17 protein-coding genes are annotated in these 15,990 nt (G+C 26.5%); 10 read left to right on the plus strand and 7 right to left on the minus strand.

Annotation, left to right across the window (positions count from 1 at the left end):
- Window positions 1-14 precede the first annotated feature (14 nt).
- Together ADFLV_RS03875 and ADFLV_RS03880 are read right to left on the minus strand one after the other, a co-directional pair.
- Window positions 15-923, minus strand: a complete 909-nt coding sequence (locus tag ADFLV_RS03875) for a chemotaxis protein CheV (RefSeq protein WP_014473478.1) — start codon at window positions 921-923, stop codon at window positions 15-17.
- 61 nt (window positions 924-984) lie between these two features.
- Window positions 985-1,635, minus strand: coding sequence for a tRNA threonylcarbamoyladenosine dehydratase (locus ADFLV_RS03880; RefSeq protein WP_129011021.1), 651 nt, complete (start codon window positions 1,633-1,635; stop codon window positions 985-987).
- A 61-nt stretch (window positions 1,636-1,696) separates the two neighbouring features.
- Between ADFLV_RS03880 and greA the strand changes: the two genes are divergently transcribed.
- The 5 genes from greA to nth all read left to right on the plus strand — a co-directional run bounded on the left by greA (window position 1,697) and on the right by nth (window position 6,145).
- A complete protein-coding gene (gene greA, locus ADFLV_RS03885; protein ID WP_129011020.1) occupies window positions 1,697-2,185 on the plus strand; it encodes a transcription elongation factor GreA in 489 nt (162 codons plus the stop codon).
- 92 nt (window positions 2,186-2,277) lie between these two features.
- Window positions 2,278-2,988 carry a UDP-2,3-diacylglucosamine diphosphatase gene (locus tag ADFLV_RS03890; protein WP_014473481.1) on the plus strand — a complete coding sequence of 237 codons (711 nt, stop codon included), beginning with the start codon at window positions 2,278-2,280 and terminating at the stop codon, window positions 2,986-2,988.
- Window positions 2,973-3,512: a hypothetical protein gene (locus ADFLV_RS03895; protein ID WP_129011019.1), complete on the plus strand. Its 540-nt coding sequence runs from the start codon at window positions 2,973-2,975 to the stop codon at window positions 3,510-3,512. Before ADFLV_RS03890 ends, ADFLV_RS03895 begins: the two co-directional genes overlap by 16 nt.
- A 10-nt stretch (window positions 3,513-3,522) precedes the next feature.
- Complete coding sequence (uvrB, locus tag ADFLV_RS03900) at window positions 3,523-5,496, plus strand: excinuclease ABC subunit UvrB (protein ID WP_129011018.1); 1,974 nt, start codon at window positions 3,523-3,525, stop codon at window positions 5,494-5,496.
- Window position 5,497: 1 nt separating this feature from the next.
- Entirely contained in the window at window positions 5,498-6,145 is a 648-nt protein-coding gene (gene nth, locus ADFLV_RS03905; RefSeq protein WP_014473484.1) for an endonuclease III, read from the plus strand.
- A gap of 8 nt (window positions 6,146-6,153) precedes the next feature.
- On the opposite strand, the gene ADFLV_RS03910 is transcribed toward nth, so the two are convergent.
- Complete coding sequence (locus ADFLV_RS03910; protein ID WP_129011017.1) at window positions 6,154-6,564, minus strand: hypothetical protein; 411 nt, start codon at window positions 6,562-6,564, stop codon at window positions 6,154-6,156.
- 78 nt (window positions 6,565-6,642) lie between these two features.
- Here ADFLV_RS03910 and ADFLV_RS03915 point away from each other — a divergent pair, with 78 nt between their 5' ends.
- Together ADFLV_RS03915 and ADFLV_RS03920 are read left to right on the plus strand one after the other, a co-directional pair.
- Entirely contained in the window at window positions 6,643-8,232 is a 1,590-nt protein-coding gene (locus tag ADFLV_RS03915) for a glycerol-3-phosphate dehydrogenase/oxidase (RefSeq protein WP_129011016.1), read from the plus strand.
- Between the two features lie 65 nt (window positions 8,233-8,297).
- Window positions 8,298-10,295: a TonB-dependent receptor plug domain-containing protein gene (locus ADFLV_RS03920; RefSeq protein WP_129011015.1), complete on the plus strand. Its 1,998-nt coding sequence runs from the start codon at window positions 8,298-8,300 to the stop codon at window positions 10,293-10,295.
- Between the two features lie 10 nt (window positions 10,296-10,305).
- Here the strand turns inward: ADFLV_RS03920 and ADFLV_RS03925 are convergent, their stop codons facing one another.
- The gene (locus ADFLV_RS03925; RefSeq protein WP_129011014.1) at window positions 10,306-11,535 is read right to left on the minus strand and encodes an HD domain-containing protein; all 1,230 of its coding nucleotides are present in this window, start codon (window positions 11,533-11,535) and stop codon (window positions 10,306-10,308) included.
- 248 nt (window positions 11,536-11,783) lie between these two features.
- On the opposite strand from ADFLV_RS03925, the gene ADFLV_RS03930 reads away from it, so the two are divergent.
- Both ADFLV_RS03930 and ADFLV_RS03935 read left to right on the plus strand, forming a co-directional pair.
- Window positions 11,784-12,764: a DUF2156 domain-containing protein gene (locus ADFLV_RS03930; RefSeq protein WP_129011013.1), complete on the plus strand. Its 981-nt coding sequence runs from the start codon at window positions 11,784-11,786 to the stop codon at window positions 12,762-12,764.
- A complete protein-coding gene (locus ADFLV_RS03935) occupies window positions 12,761-13,174 on the plus strand; it encodes a GNAT family N-acetyltransferase (RefSeq protein ID WP_129011012.1) in 414 nt (137 codons plus the stop codon). Before ADFLV_RS03930 ends, ADFLV_RS03935 begins: the two co-directional genes overlap by 4 nt.
- A 9-nt stretch (window positions 13,175-13,183) precedes the next feature.
- Here the strand turns inward: ADFLV_RS03935 and rpiB are convergent, their stop codons facing one another.
- From rpiB to folD, 3 genes are read right to left on the minus strand one after another with little or no spacing between them, the layout of a single operon-like run.
- Window positions 13,184-13,639, minus strand: coding sequence for a ribose 5-phosphate isomerase B (gene rpiB / locus ADFLV_RS03940; protein ID WP_129011011.1), 456 nt, complete (start codon window positions 13,637-13,639; stop codon window positions 13,184-13,186).
- Window positions 13,639-14,424: a signal peptidase I gene (gene lepB / locus ADFLV_RS03945; protein ID WP_129011010.1), complete on the minus strand. Its 786-nt coding sequence runs from the start codon at window positions 14,422-14,424 to the stop codon at window positions 13,639-13,641. The genes rpiB and lepB overlap by 1 nt, the downstream gene beginning before the upstream one ends.
- Window positions 14,425-15,285, minus strand: a complete 861-nt coding sequence (folD, locus tag ADFLV_RS03950) for a bifunctional methylenetetrahydrofolate dehydrogenase/methenyltetrahydrofolate cyclohydrolase FolD (RefSeq protein ID WP_014473493.1) — start codon at window positions 15,283-15,285, stop codon at window positions 14,425-14,427.
- A gap of 160 nt (window positions 15,286-15,445) precedes the next feature.
- On the opposite strand from folD, the gene ADFLV_RS03955 reads away from it, so the two are divergent.
- Window positions 15,446-15,982 carry a 50S ribosomal protein L25/general stress protein Ctc gene (locus ADFLV_RS03955; protein ID WP_014473494.1) on the plus strand — a complete coding sequence of 179 codons (537 nt, stop codon included), beginning with the start codon at window positions 15,446-15,448 and terminating at the stop codon, window positions 15,980-15,982.
- Window positions 15,983-15,990: the final 8 nt, after the last annotated feature.

The following is a 15,990-nucleotide window of genomic DNA, read 5'->3' on the forward strand; positions in this document are numbered from 1 at the left end:
TTATTTAAAAAAAGTTATTTTAATAAGAATTTTTTAGTTAATTTAAAAAGACTTGAAATATCAGTTTTTCCAACAAAACCATCAACTCCAACTTGATTCATTTTACCTCTTACTGCATCTGTTGTCATTGAAGAGTTTACAATGATTGGAATATGTGCTAAGTTTTTATTATTTTTTATAAATGATGCAACTTGATAACCATCAGTTCCTGGCATTTCAATATCTGTAATTACCATACCAATTTTATCAGGATTTAGTTCTTCTAATCTTTTTATTAATAATGTACCATTTGTATAAATTTCATAATCAAGACCTGTTTCTTCAAAAAATGAACTTAAAACTTCTCTAGCAACACCTGAATCTTCAGCTGCCAAAATTAGCTTATCAGAATGAAGTTTTTCTTCTACATATTTTTTGATTTCGTCAGAACCATCATCCGTCCATTTAATATCTCTTAAAAGTTGTTCAGCATTAAATACAGTACATAATTCATCTTTATTATTTACTTTTACATATGTTGTGTAAGTTATTTTTGAATTTGTTTCTTCTGTATGTCTTAATTCCTGAGTTGTTTTTTCAACTATATCAAGCATATCTTTTACTAAAAAACCAATTTTTTTATGATTAAATTCACAAAAGATAATAAGTTTATAATCTTTTACAGCTAATGCTGGAAGTCCTAACCAAGCATCAAGATTGATTAATGTTACAGGTTCTCCTCTGATTGTTGCAATTCCTGCAATAACATTAGTATCTTTTGGAGTATCATTAATTGCTACTTCTTCTGTGATTATAAAAGCTTTAACTTTTGCTATATTAATTGCGTAAATATTATTATGACCAGTGTAAAATACTGCTAATTGTTGAACATTTCTTAAATGTCCTTGCGTCATTTGCTCTACACTACCGCTAATACCGCTCATGTGAATCCTTTTTCATGTAAGTTAATTATTATATATCTTTTAAACTTTGAGTATCTTTAAGTTATTTTTCCATCTTTTTTAATAATTTTTGTACTGTAACAGATGCCATCATTAAACCAAATGAACCAGTAACTCCCTCAAAACTACCCTTTTCAATACATTTTGGATTTTCCGATGAAAAAATTACTTTAAATTTTTTCTTAAATCCTTGTTTCTTTAACTCTTCTCTAATCTTTTTAATAAATGGATCATTATATGTATCCCAAATAGAAATATATTCTATTTTACTTGGATCAATTCTTTTTGCTCCACCACTTGTACTAATAACTTTAGTAAAGTATTTTTTTATTAGATGAACTTTTGGTCTTATATCATCAATTGCATCTAAAATATAATCATAAGATGAAAAATCAAAATCATCAATCCATTCTGGCGTGATTTTTACATGAATAGGAGTAACAGTTGGATATTTTTCTTTTAAAGCTTCAACCTTTATTTTTCCAATATTTCCATGGCTACCAAGTTGTCTATTCATATTTGATTCTTCATAGGTATCAAAATCAACTATTGTGATATCTGTAATCCCAGTATTATAAAGAGCATCAAGTGCAAAACTTCCAACACCACCAACTCCTAAAAGTATTAATTTGGCATTTTTCAAATTTTCAAATGCCTCATCACCAAATAGCTTTTTTGTTCTATCATATCTCATCTAAACTTCTCTTTTACTATTTTTAGGTATTATAACATAAATAAATTTATTGGAGATGTTGATGGATAAAGAACCAATGACAATGGCTGGATATAATAAAATTACAGGAGAATTGGAGTTTTTAAAAAAAACTGAAAGACCAGAAACTGTAATTGCATTAGACGAAGCTAGACAATTAGGAGATTTAAAAGAAAATGCTGAATATCACTCTGCAAAAGATAAATTAGCATTAATTGATTCTCAAATTGCTGAATTAAATGCGGTTATTTCAAAAGCAGTAATAATCGATCCTTCAACTCTTCCTCATGATAAAGTAAGTTTTGGTTCAACTGTTAGTTTAGTTGATGTAAATACAAATGAAGAATTTACTTATACAATAGTTGGTGGAGTTGAGTCTAATGCTGATAAAGGAATGATTTCTTTTAATTCACCACTTGCAAAACAATTAATGGGAAAAGAAGAGGGTGATGAAGTAAGAGCAACACTTCCAGGTGGAGTTAAAACTTATGAAGTTTTAGCTGTAGGTTACAAGGATATAGCGTTACTATGAATATAATTATTTTTGAAATTTTTAATAATTATCAAAAATTTAATATTTTATATGCCATAATTCAAAATATTAGAAGAACTGCAAGATAGCTCATGGATTTTTTTATAAAACAAGGAGCTATTTTTGTAGCTGACTCACATTTTAATCAAAAAAATAAAGAATTTTTGATACTTCTAAAAAAAATAGAAAATAAAGAAATTTTACCTCCTCAAATCTTTTTAATGGGTGATATGATAGATTTTATTTCAAGTGAATGTAAATATTTTGTTAAACAAAATATGGAGATAATAGAACTTTTAAATAAATTATCTAAAGATATTGAAATTGTTTATTTAGAAGGAAATCACGATTTTAATTTGAAAGAACTTTTTTCAGAAATAAAGATTGTAAAAAGAGAGAATCAACCACTTTTAGCAAAATATGAAAATAAGACTGTTAGTTTATCTCATGGTGACAATTTTATAAATTGGAAATATGATTTATTTTGTAAAATTGTAAGAAATAGATTTTTTTTGAAATTTATGAATTTTATAGATGTAAACTTTTTTATTTCAAAAAAAATAGAAGAGGTATTATGTAAAAAAAATATTTGCCATAAAATAGATAATTTTGAAAAGATAGTTTTGAAAAGATTAAAAAATTACAATACAGATATTGTAATAGAGGGACATTATCACCAAGGAAAAATTTTTTTTATTGAAAATAAGAAATATTTAAATGTTCCATCATTATGCTGTCAAAAAAAATATATGAAATTTAATAATTCAAATTTTGAAGAGGAAAGTATATGCATCTTACCATAATAGGTATAGTAATAGTAATTACTATCTTATTGTTGATTATTTTAATTTATTTATTAATGAACAATGAAAATAGTACAAATCCTAATAATAAAAAAGAGATGGTACAATCTATAAAAATTGTAAAATTAGAAGAGATAAAATTTCCTAAAAATGTGGAAAAGATGAATATTAATGCTTTATCAAAAGCTTGTAGAGTTATTTTAGATTCTTATAGAGCATTGGATTATGTAAGTAAATTGCCAAGTGCAATGGATAAAATAGAGTGGCATACTTGGCAAGTTTCTATTCTTTTACATTTTTTAAAAACTGATGGTAAATTAACAGTTTCAAATAGTGATAATTTTTTTCATATAACTATTTTAGAGTTAAGAGATGAACTTAGAAAACAAGATATGCAAAGAATTTTAAATAAATATTTGAATAATGCAAATATTGAAAAAGATAGAGATACTTTAAGTCGAGATGTTATTTGGACAGCAAGAGATGTATCAATTATTTTATATGAAATCCTAAAAGATAGATAAAGGAGTTCCCATAGCAAATTTTAAAGTAGTAAGTGATTATGAACCAAGTGGAGACCAACCAAAAGCAATAAAGGCTTTGAGTGATAGTATAGAAGCTGGAAACCAATATAACACGCTTTTAGGAGTTACTGGAAGTGGTAAAACTTATACAATAGCTAAAGTTATTGAAAAAGTTCAAAAGCCAACTCTTATAATGACTCACAATAAAACTTTAGCAGCTCAGCTATACTCTGAATTTAAACAATTTTTCCCAAACAATCATGTTGAATATTTTATTTCTTATTATGATTATTATCAACCAGAAGCTTATATTCCGAGAAGTGATTTATTTATTGAAAAAGATAGTTCAATAAATGAAGAATTAGAAAGATTAAGACTTAGTGCAACAGCTTCACTTTTATCTTTTGATGATGTTATTGTAATTGCTTCTGTTTCTGCAAACTATGGTTTAGGAAATCCTGCTGAATATAAAGCAATGGTTCAAAGAGTTGAAGTAGGTTTTGAGTATTCACAAAAAGAGTTTTTATTAAAACTTGTAGAAATGGGTTATAAAAGAAATGATAAATTCTTTGATAGGGCTGATTTTAGAGTAAATGGTGATGTAATAGATATTTTTCCTGCTTATTTTGAAGATGAATTTATTAGAGTTGAATTTTTTGGTGATGAGGTTGAATCTATTTCAAAACATGAATATATCACAAATAATAGAGTAAAAGATTTACAAGAAGTAATAATTTATTCAGTTAATCCTTTCGTTGTTTCAAATGATAAACTTGCAAATGCTGTAAAAGAAATTGAAGAAGAGTTAGATGAAAGACTTGAATACTTTCAAAAAGAGCAAAAGTTAGTTGAATATCAAAGGCTAAAACAAAGAGTTGAGTTTGATTTAGAGATGATTGAAGGAACTGGAATGTGTAAAGGAATTGAAAACTATGCACGACATCTAACAGGTCAAAAACCAGGTGAAACTCCTTATTCTTTACTTGATTATTTTGAACAAATGGAAAAAGATTTTTTACTTGTAGTTGATGAATCACATGTTTCACTTTCTCAATTTAGAGGAATGCATGCTGCTGATAGAAGCAGAAAAGAGGTTTTAGTAGAGTATGGATTTAGACTTCCTTCTGCACTTGATAATAGACCATTAAAATTTGATGAGTTTATAAAAAAAGCTCCACATTATGTATTTGTAAGTGCAACTCCAAATGAACTTGAACTTGAGATGAGTTCAGTTGTAGCTGAGCAGATTATCCGACCAACTGGACTTCTTGATCCAGTTATTGATATTGTTGATAGTGAATTTCAAGTGGAAAAACTTCACGATGAAATCAAAAAAGTAATTGCAAAAAATGAAAGAGTTTTAGTAACTGTTTTAACTAAAAAAATGGCTGAAGAGTTAGCAAGTTATTATGCTGATTTAGGAATAAAAGTAAAATATATGCACTCTGAAATTGATGCGATTGAAAGAAATCAAATAATTAGAGAATTAAGACTTGGAACTTTTGATGTATTAATCGGAATTAATCTTTTAAGAGAAGGTTTGGATATTCCTGAAACTTCTTTAGTTGCTATTTTAGATGCAGATAAAGAAGGTTTTTTAAGAAGTCGTACTTCACTTATTCAAACAATAGGAAGAGCAGCTAGAAATGAAAATGGAAGAGTTATTTTATTTGCCAAAAAAATCACAGCTTCAATGCAATTTGCAATAGATGAAACAAATAGAAGAAGAAAAATCCAAGAAGAACACAATATCAAAAACAATATAACTCCAAAATCTACAAAAAGAAAACTAGATGAAAATTTAAAACTCGAAGAGTATGATGATGTGGCTTGGAAAAAACAAAAACTTGAAAAAATGCCAGCAGCTGAGAGAAAGAAAATCTTAATAGAATTAAATAAACAAATGAAAAAAGCAGCTTCTGATTTAAACTTTGAAGAAGCTATTAGATTAAGAGATGAGATAGCTAAGATTAAAGAGATATAAGATGAAAAAAGCAACAAAACAAGATATAGAAATAATCAAACAAGCTTTTATTGAAAAGTATAGTGATGCAGTTACAGAGCTAAATTATCGAAATGATTATGAATTATTAATAGCTATTATTTTAAGTGCTCAATGTACAGATAAAAGAGTAAATATAATAACTCCAGCACTTTTTGAAAAATATCCAAGTGTTAAAGAGTTGGCTGTTGCTGAACTTGATGATGTGAAAGAGTTATTAAAATCTTGTTCATTTTTTAATAATAAAGCAAAAAATATCATTAAAATGGCTCAAAGTGTTTTGATGAATTATGATGGTGAGATTCCCCATGACCAACAAAAACTAATGAAATTAGCAGGTGTTGGAAACAAAACTGCAAATGTTTTTATGATTGAGTTTGAGGGTGCAAATCTTATGGCTGTTGATACTCATGTTTTTAGAGTTTCTCATAGACTAGGACTTAGTGACGGAAAAACAGTTGATATAACTGAAGCTGATTTGGTTAAAAAACTAAAAGGGCATGATTTACATATTTTTCATCAAGCAATGGTTTTATTTGGAAGATATATTTGTAAAGCTGTAAAACCTGAGTGTGAAAATTGTTTGTTTCCTCAGGTTTGTAAAAGTAAAAGTGGATTTAAACCAGCATAAAAGAAGAGTTACTTTAACGTACATTCTTCTTTTAAATTTGAGAAATCTTTAAATACAAAATTATTTTCTATTTTGTCTATTTCAACATTTGAAGATACACATAAAAACTCTTTGTCATTTTTCTTTATAAGATATGTAAATTTATAAATAAATTTTGTTTTAGAACTTACTACTTTGTTGTTTAATAGTTCAGCTGTCAATCCTTCTATACTTACATTTTTTTCTTTTTCATATTTTTCTTTAAACATTTTAGGAAAAAAGTTCTCTTGGTTTTTTTCATATACTATGAAAGCAACAGTAGAAATAATAATAATCAATAAAAGGATTATAAACTCTCTTTTTTCAAATTGGCTATTTACTTTATACAATATCAAAGTAATAGCTATGATTAAAATAGCAATGGCAATAATTATTTGCATTTAATTCCTTTTTATTTATTTTTATTATATCCTAGCTTAGCAAAAAGCTTTTTTTAAATACCTTTAATTGAGAAAAATATGATAAATTCAATAGATGAAAACTATGATATTGTTGTGATTGGCGGTGGAGCTGTTGGAAGTGGAATATGTCTTGATGCAACACTTAGAGGTTATAAAGTTTTACTTTTAGAAAAAGATGATTTTGGAAGTAAAGCTAGTTCTAAAAGTTCAAAATTAGTTCATGGTGGAGTTAGGTATCTTGAAAAAGCAATTAAAGAGTTTGATAAATCTCAATATAATTTAGTAAAAGAAGCTTTAAAAGAAAGAGCAATTTTTTTAAAAAATGCTTCAAATATATCAAGAAAATTAAAAATAAATATTCCAAATTATTCTTATTTTAGCCTAATTAAAAACTATATAGGTTTGTTTATTTATAAAATAATTTCATTTAAAAATAGTTTAGGTAATAGCACTTTTTTAAATAAAGTTGTTAGTAGCTACTATTTTAAAAATTTAAGAAAAAAGAATTTAAAAGCATGTATTTCATTTTACGATGGAACTTTTTTAGATTTTAGAATGATAATCTCACTTATACAATCAGCTTTTGAAAATGGTGCAGTTGTTAAAAATTATTGTGAAGTTAAAAATTTTTTATATGATGATAATCATAATATTTTAGGTGTGAAGTATTTTGATAAAGTAAAAAATGAAGAGTTTGAAATCAAATCAAAAGTTATCATAAATGCAACAGGTGCAAATGTTGATAATATGAGATTTTTAGATAATGAAACAAAAGAAGTTTTAACTTTAAGTAGTGGAATTCATATTGTTGTTTCAAAGGATTTTTTATCTTCTGATGAAGCAATTTTGATACCAAATACAAGTGATAATAGAGTTATTTTTGTATTGCCTTTTTTAGAACATTGTTTAATAGGAACAACAGATAATAAAACTTTTTATGAGGAAAATTCAAAAGTAAAAGATGAAGAAATAGAGTATTTATTAAAAGAGGTAAATAATTATTTTGATAAAACTTTATCAAAAGATGATATTTTATCTTCATGGAGTGGAATTCGACCTCTTGTAAAAAGTGACAAATCAAAAACAGAACAAATAAACAGAGAACATTCGATTTTTACTTCAAAAAGTGGTTTAGTTTCGATTTGCGGTGGAAAATGGACTACTTATAGAAAAATGGCAAATGATATGATGGATTATTTAATAAAGCAAGAAAAAATTGAAAAGAAAGAGCTGTGTAAAACAAAAAAATATAAACTTGTAGGAAATAAACAAAAGAAAAAAAACTTAGAAAAATTAACTTCATTTTATCCTATTTCAAAAAAAACAAAAAAATCTTTGATTTCACTTTATGGAGATAATTCAACAAAGATTTTAGCACTTGCAGATGAAAATAAAGATTTTGATTTATTACATGAAAGATTTCCTTATTTAAAAAAAGAGATAGAATATTGTATAAAAGAAGAGTTTATTCAAAAACCAATAGATTATTTAGCAAGAAGAATAGGGCTTTGTTTTGTAGATAAAAAATCTTCTTTAGAACTTGTTGATATTGTTTGTGAAAAAATGGCAAAAATTTTGAAATGGGATATTGAAAAAAAAGAAAAAGAGAAATTTGAAGCAAAAGAGTTTATTCAAAACTATTTTTAATAATTAACAGTAAATTAACAGCTCTTTGTAATACTTTCATAAATTTTTAATACAAGGTAAAATTTATGAATAGAATTATTTCTCTATCACTTGTAACAACTGCTGTTTTATTTGCAAGTGAAACTAATACATTGGAAACTATCAGTGTAGTTGAAACTGCAAACTCAAAAATAGTAAAAGATGTTAGCAGTGAACAAATAAAAAGTGCCGATTTAGCAGAAGCATTGATGAAAAATATACCATCAATTTCAATTGTAAGAAGAAGTGGAATAGCAAATGATATTATTTTAAGAGGACAAAAAAAAGATAATATAAATATTTTACTTGATGATGCAAAAATTTATGGAGCTTGTCCAAATAGAATGGATCCAGCAACATCTCATGTTTTAACTAATAATATTGAAAGTGTAAAAGTAATTGAAGGTCCTTATGATGTTGAAAACTTTGGAACTTTAAGTGGTTTAGTTCAAGTTAAAACTAAAGAACCAACAAAAGATCTTCATGGTGAAATTAACTTAAATGCAGGAAGTTATGGTTATACAAAAGCTAGTGCAACTGTAAGTGGTGGAACAGATAGATTTAAACTTTTAGTTTCTGCTTCAACTGAAAGAAGTGATCAGTATGAAGATGGAAATGGGAATGATTTTTATGAACAACAAATATTAAAAGGAATGAATGCTATTCCAAATGCAATGAATCCAATGATGCCAGCAACTAATGCTACATATATTAATCCAAACCAAAAAGCATATGAGAAACAAACTGTTTTAACAAAAGGTCAATTTAATATAGATGATGATCAAGAAATAAAACTTTCTTACACAGCAAATAGAAGTGATAATGTTTTATATCCAACAGGAACAATGGATGCTGATTATGATGATTCAAATATTTATACAGTTGGATATACTGCAAGAAATTTAGGAGATTTTTCTAAACAATTAGATTTAGATTATTACTATTCAGATGTTGATCATCCTATGAGTACAAGATTGAGAAATAGTGGATTAACAACTTATAATACTGCTCATTATAAAACTTCAATTTGGGGAACTAAAATAAAAAATAGCGTTGAAGTTGCAGATTCATTAGTTACTGTAGGATTAGATACAAGTGTAAGAAACTGGAGAGGTGAAAACTTTAGAACGGATACAACAACAGGAATTACAACTTATACAGGTTCTAGTTTAGCATCAACTGATACAACAAATAAAGCCATTTTTTCAAAAATTGAAAAATCATTTGGAAAATTAGATTTAGAAATGGGTGCAAGATATGATTATACAGATATTGATTCATCAAGTATTTTAAAAACTGATAAAAAATATGCTTCATTAAATGCAAATATTTTTGGAATTTATAATGCTGATGAATATACAAAATATTTTGCAGGAATAGGAAAATCAGCAAGAGTTCCAGATGCAAGAGAACTTTATACAACTGGTATGGGAACTCAAGGAAATTCTGATTTAGAAGATGTAAAAAATTATGAAGTAGATTTAGGATTTGATAAGACTATTGGAAATTTCAATATAAGACCAAAATTATTTTATTCAGTGCTAAAAGATTATATTTATAATACTGGAAATAAATTTGAAAATATTGATGCAAAAATTTATGGATTTGATGTAAGTGGACTTTATGTAGTTACAGATAATTTTTCATTTGATTATGGTATAGCTTACCAAAGAGGTAAAAAAGATGAGGATGTTACTGATAAAGATTTAGCAGAAATACCACCATTAAAAGTAAATCTAGCTTTAAATTATGAACAAGATAAAGCTAAATATACAGCTGAGGTTATTGCAGTTGATAGATGGGATAGTTATGATGATAGTGCCAGAGAACAAGAATTAGGTGGTTATGCAGTTGTTAATTTAAAATATACAAATCAATTACATAAAAATTTTAGTTTAACACTTGGTATTGATAATATATTTGATAAAACTTATGCTTCAACAAATACATATCAAGATATTACGTATGCAACAATTAATTCAGAAAGAGTGTTACTTAATGATCCAGGACGTTATGGATATGTAAACTTAAAATATAGCTTTTAAAAGCTATATTTTAATCAAAATCCATTCTAGCTTGTGTTTGTCCTGTTGTTCCAAATTCATAATCGATTTGAGTAGCAATTGCTTTGAAATCTATTCCTTGAATCTCTTTTAAACTTTTTAAAATCTCTTTTTTACCACTTATTAATTCTTTAGATTTTATTCCATGTGAGATTGATAAACTAGCTTCCACAAATGCTGATAATTTATCACACTGTTTTAATGCAAGTCCATCAATTGCTTCATATTTATCAATGTTATATTTTGAAATATCTTCTACAACTTCAATTTTTCCATTGTGTTTGATTTTATTTGTAAATTCTTCTTTAATTCCATCATAAAGACCTAAGATATAAGAAAACTCTTCATGCAAAGTTTCTGGAATATTTGGCAGAATATCATCTTCAATTTTTTCTATTTCATACTCTGCAATTATGTCAGATAATTCATCAACGCAGTATTTTACAGGAGTAATAATATCTCGTGTTAAAGCTTCAGGTAAATCATGAAATAAAGCTGTAAAAAAATTGTTTTGTAATCTTTTATCACAAGCTTTTACTTCAAGTGAGAAAAAATATCCAAATATTGCAACAGTAAGCATATGTCCTAAAACTGATGTTTCAGGGATTCTTGGAGTTTGAGCCCATCTTTTTTGGAATCTTAATCTACCACTTAAATCTACAATTTTTCCTAATTTTTTATTTAATGCAATTTTTCGCACTCCAATTAATTCATAATAATCTTCAAGCTCTTCATCAACACTTTTTTTTACATCTTCAATATCATTTAAAAATTGACTTGTTTGATAAACTATTGAAAACTCCCATTTTGTTGCAAGATATGAAGCTGCTTTTAAAATAAATCTCTCTTTTTTATACATTTCTGGATTGTTTAAAAACTCTTCAAATTTTTGTAAAAAAGTTCCATTATCAATATCTTTTATAGAAGAAGATAATTTTGAAATAACCCAACTATTAATCTCTTTTGATTTTTTTTGTAAAGCTTTTCTAAAAACATCAGGTCTTATATCAGTTACAACTACACGTCTTAAAAATTCAAAAATACCAGCTTCTATTAAGTGTGTAAAATTTATATCTTTTTCCAGTTTTGCTATAAAATAAGCAATTATAAATTTGTGAGCTTGTTTATCAAGTTCTACTAGTTCAACCATTCTTGGATAATCATTCCATCTTTGAATAGATGCACTTGAGAAAATATAATCTATAATCTTTGGATTTATCAATTTTTATCCTTTGGATCTTTTTTATCATCGTTAAAAAACATCATTTTTTTGCCAAGTAACATTAAACTAACAACAATAAACATCATTAAATATACTTGCCAATCATTCATAAAATATGCCTTTTTAAATTTGTTTGATTATGTCATAATATTGATAAATAGGCACTTATAAGAAATATTTTATCACTTTGATGCAAAATCAAAAATTAGATGTATAATTCGCAAAAAATTTCTTAAGGAAAAAACAAAATGTCAACTTTGACAATAAACAATCATACTTTAGAACACTTTGATTTAAGTGCAAAAGATACGATGAATGAATACTTAAAATTAATAAATGTTGATTTAAGTGATTATACATTTGCTGGAAATTACATATGGTTATCAACAGCAACAGGATTTTATGCAATAGTAAATGATACTTTTTGTCTGTTTATTCTAAATTCTGGAACATTAACTATGCTTTTACCTCCAATTGGTAAAAAAGAGAATACTTATGAAGCAATGCTTAAATGCTTTGAAATAATGAATGCACATAATAGTAATAGAAATTATTCAAAAATAGAGTATGTTCATGAAGAGTTACTCGAAGGTTTTGTTGATTATTTAGAAGAGGGGACTTTAGTTTATGAAATGCTAAAAGATTTTATTGTAGAGAAGAAACTTGTAGATTATATTTATAAAGTTGAAGATTTAATAGATTTAAAAGGCGATTCATACAAATCAAAAAGAAATGAAATAAATAGATTTAGAAAAGTTTATCCAAATCATAGATTAGAAATTTTAGACAAAGAAAAACATTCAAAAGAAGTTTTAGCTCTTTTTAACAAATGGGTAAAAGATAGAACAACTTATATGCCAAAAGAAGAGGTTGAAGCTTTTTTAGATGGAATATATTTTGAAAGATTTGCAGTTAAAAGACTGATAAATGATTATGACAAATTAGATGTTATAGGTTTAGTAATTTATATAAATGATGAAATAAAAGGTTTTACTGTTGGTGAAAAAATAAATGAAACTACAGCTAGTGTAATTATAGAAAAAACAGATTTTGAAGTTTTAGGTTGTGCTCAGTTTATTTTTAGAGAGTTTACAAAAATACTAAAAGATAAATATGCAATCGAATATATTAATGTTGGTGATGATATGGGATTTGAAAATCTTAAAAAAGTAAAAATGTCATATAGACCTAAAAAAATTGTTCCTAAATATGTAATTTATCAAAAATGATTAAAAAAGCAAAAAAAGAAAATCTAAAATTTTTATATGATTTAGAAAACAAAGTTTTTACAAATGACCCTTTTTCTTTAAGTAAAGAGTCTTTTAAATATCATATTTTGAAAAACTATTTATATGTATTTGAAATAGATGAAAAAATTGTTGGTTATATTTTATGGCTTGAAAGAAAAAACTATTTTAGATTATATTCTTTAGCAATTGATAGTGATTTTCAAGCTTTAGGAATTGCTTCAAAATTACTTGAATATAGTTTTGAAAATCTCAAAAATAAAAATTACTCATTAGAAGTTAAAATAACAAATATAAAAGCAATAAAATTATATGAAAAATTTGGATTTAAAATAAAAAAAGTTTTAAAAGATTATTATGAAGATAGTGATGGATATTTGATGGTAAAGTAGAGCATAATATTATGCTCTACAACTTCCCATTTTCCCTAAGGCATTGATTTTTTCAACTCTTTGAGAATGTCTTCCACCTTCAAATGAAGCTTTATCCCAAGCATCAACGATAGCTTCAATCATTCCATAACCTGAAACTCTTTCGCCTAAACAAATAACATTTGCATCGTTATGTTCTCTTGCCATTTTTGCAGAGTATTCATTGTGGCATAAAGCGGCTCTTATTCCATCAAATTTATTTGCAGCCATACTCATACCTATTCCTGAACCACAAATTAAAATTCCTTTAGAACCTTCATCTTCTAATACATTCTTACAAACAAGTGCAGCAAAATCAGGATAATCAACTCTATTTTTATTATTTGGACCTAAATCTATAACTTCATGTCCTTTTTTCTCAAAAAGTTCTTTAACATAAGCTTTGATGTCTATTCCCGCATGATCAGCACCAATATAATATCTCATTAATAGATTCCTTCTTGATGATTTATTTCTATATTTTTTGTATCCATATTTTCTTCAATACTTTTTACACTTTTTAGAACTCTATCCCATCTGATTTCTTTATTCTCATCCCAAGAAAAATATACAAACCAAGGTGTTCCTACAATAAATTTATATGGAACTGTTCCCCAAAATCTTGAGTCATTTGAGTGATCTCTATTGTCTCCCATCATAAATGTTTCATCTTCAGGAACAATTATAGGCATCATATTAAATAATTCACTAGGATTTAAACCATTATTTACAACAGATGGATCATGATGAATTCCAGGATGTTCATGCATATAAGGATCAACAACCCAAAGTTTATCTTCAACTTCAATAATATTTTCTTTTGGATAATTTGCTTTTACAAATTCATTACCTTCTTTTGGATGTAATAAAAGATGTTTATCTTTTATTGCAACTAAATCTCCACCTGTTGCAACTGCTCTTTTTACATAGTGAATTGTTTCATTTTTAGGATATCTAAAAACAACAATATCACCACGTTTTGGTCTTTCACCTTCAATTAAATGACCATTTCCATTAAAATCAGGTAAAACTTTTATTTCAAGCCATGGAATTCTTGGTGTTGGAATTCCATATGAAAATTTTTTTACAAAAAGCATATCTCCAATAAGTAAAGTATTTTTCATACTTCCACTTGGAATTACAAATGCTTGTGCAATAAAAAATATAATTGCAAGAACTATTACTATTGTTCCCGTCCATGAAGAGGACCAGTTATATATTTTTTTTAACATTTATTTTATTTCTCTTTTATCTCTTAATTTAGCAGCTTTGATAGTATTTTTTAATAACATAGCAATAGTCATTGGACCAACTCCACCAGGAACTGGAGTTAAAAAAGAACATTTATCTTTTAAACCTTCAAAATCAGCATCTCCAACTAATTTTCCAGTTTCAAGTCTATTAATACCAACATCAATAACAACAGCGCCATCTTTTACCATATCAGCTTTTAATAGATATGGAACTCCAACTGCAATTACAACAATATCAGCTGCAAGTGTATGAGCTTTTAAATCTTTTGTTCTTGAATTACAAACAGTTACAGTTGCTTTTGCATTGATTAAAAGTGAAGCCATTGGTTTTCCAACAATATCACTACTTCCAATAACTACAACATTTTTTCCACTTAATTCAATCCCATACTCTTCAAACATTCTCATAACACCAAATGGAGTTGCAGGTAAAAAGGCATCAAGATTTGAAACCATTCTTCCTACGTTGTATGGATGGAAACCATCAACATCTTTTAAAGGATTAATTGCTTCAAGAACAATTGTTGTATCAATATGTTTAGGAAGTGGAAGTTGAACTAAAATACCATCAAGTTTTGGATTTTCATTCATTCTTGCAATTGTTTCAAGTAATTCTTCTTGAGTTATACTTTCAGGCATTTCATGAACAACAGAGTAGATTCCTGCATTTTTACATGATTTTGCTTTACTTGCTACATAAGTTGCACTTGCTGGATCATTTCCAACTAAAATTACTGCAAGTCCTGGAGTTATTTGTTTCTCTTCTACAAGTTGGGCAACTTCAACTTTAACTTCTTCTTTGATTTTTTCAGATAATGCTTTTCCATCTAATAATATCATCGGATTTTAACCTTATATTTGTTTTTTATTGAGGTAATTATGTTATCTAAAATTCTATTAATAAAAGTTAAATAAATAATTAATAAAAACTTAAACCAATATTTAGTTAAAATTAAATATAATCCCGTCTCAAATTATAAAATTAAACAAAAGGATCGTTATGTTAGAGGGTATCATTAGAGATAGTATGACAAAACAAGCTACTAAAACTTTAAGAAGAGAAGGATATTTAATTGCAAATATCTACGGTAAAGGTTTAGAAAATATTTCAGCTGCATTTAAAAGAAATGAATTTATTAAATTCTTAAGAAATAAAGAAACATTAGCATTTGATGTTAATTTATCTGGAAATGTATTAAAAGTTGTAGTTCAAGAGTATCAAAAATGTCCATTAACTTCTGAGTTATTACATGTTGATTTAATGGTTGCACAAGCAGGTGTTAAAACTTCATATAAAATTCCAGTTAAAACTACAGGTATTGCTAAAGGTCTTAAAAATAAAGGTCTTTTAATGGTTCATACAAAAAGAGTACCTGTTAAATGTACAATTGAAGAATTACCAAACAATATTACTTTAGATGTAACAAATTTAGATACAGGTGATAATATCTTAATTAGAGATTTAACTTTACCAGAAAATATAGATTGTTTCTTAGATCCAAGAGTACCAGTTGTTGGTGTAATTAAAGCTAAATAATAAAAATT

The organism is Arcobacter defluvii (assembly GCF_013201725.1).
GTDB classification, from domain to species: Bacteria; Campylobacterota; Campylobacteria; order Campylobacterales; family Arcobacteraceae; genus Aliarcobacter; species Aliarcobacter defluvii.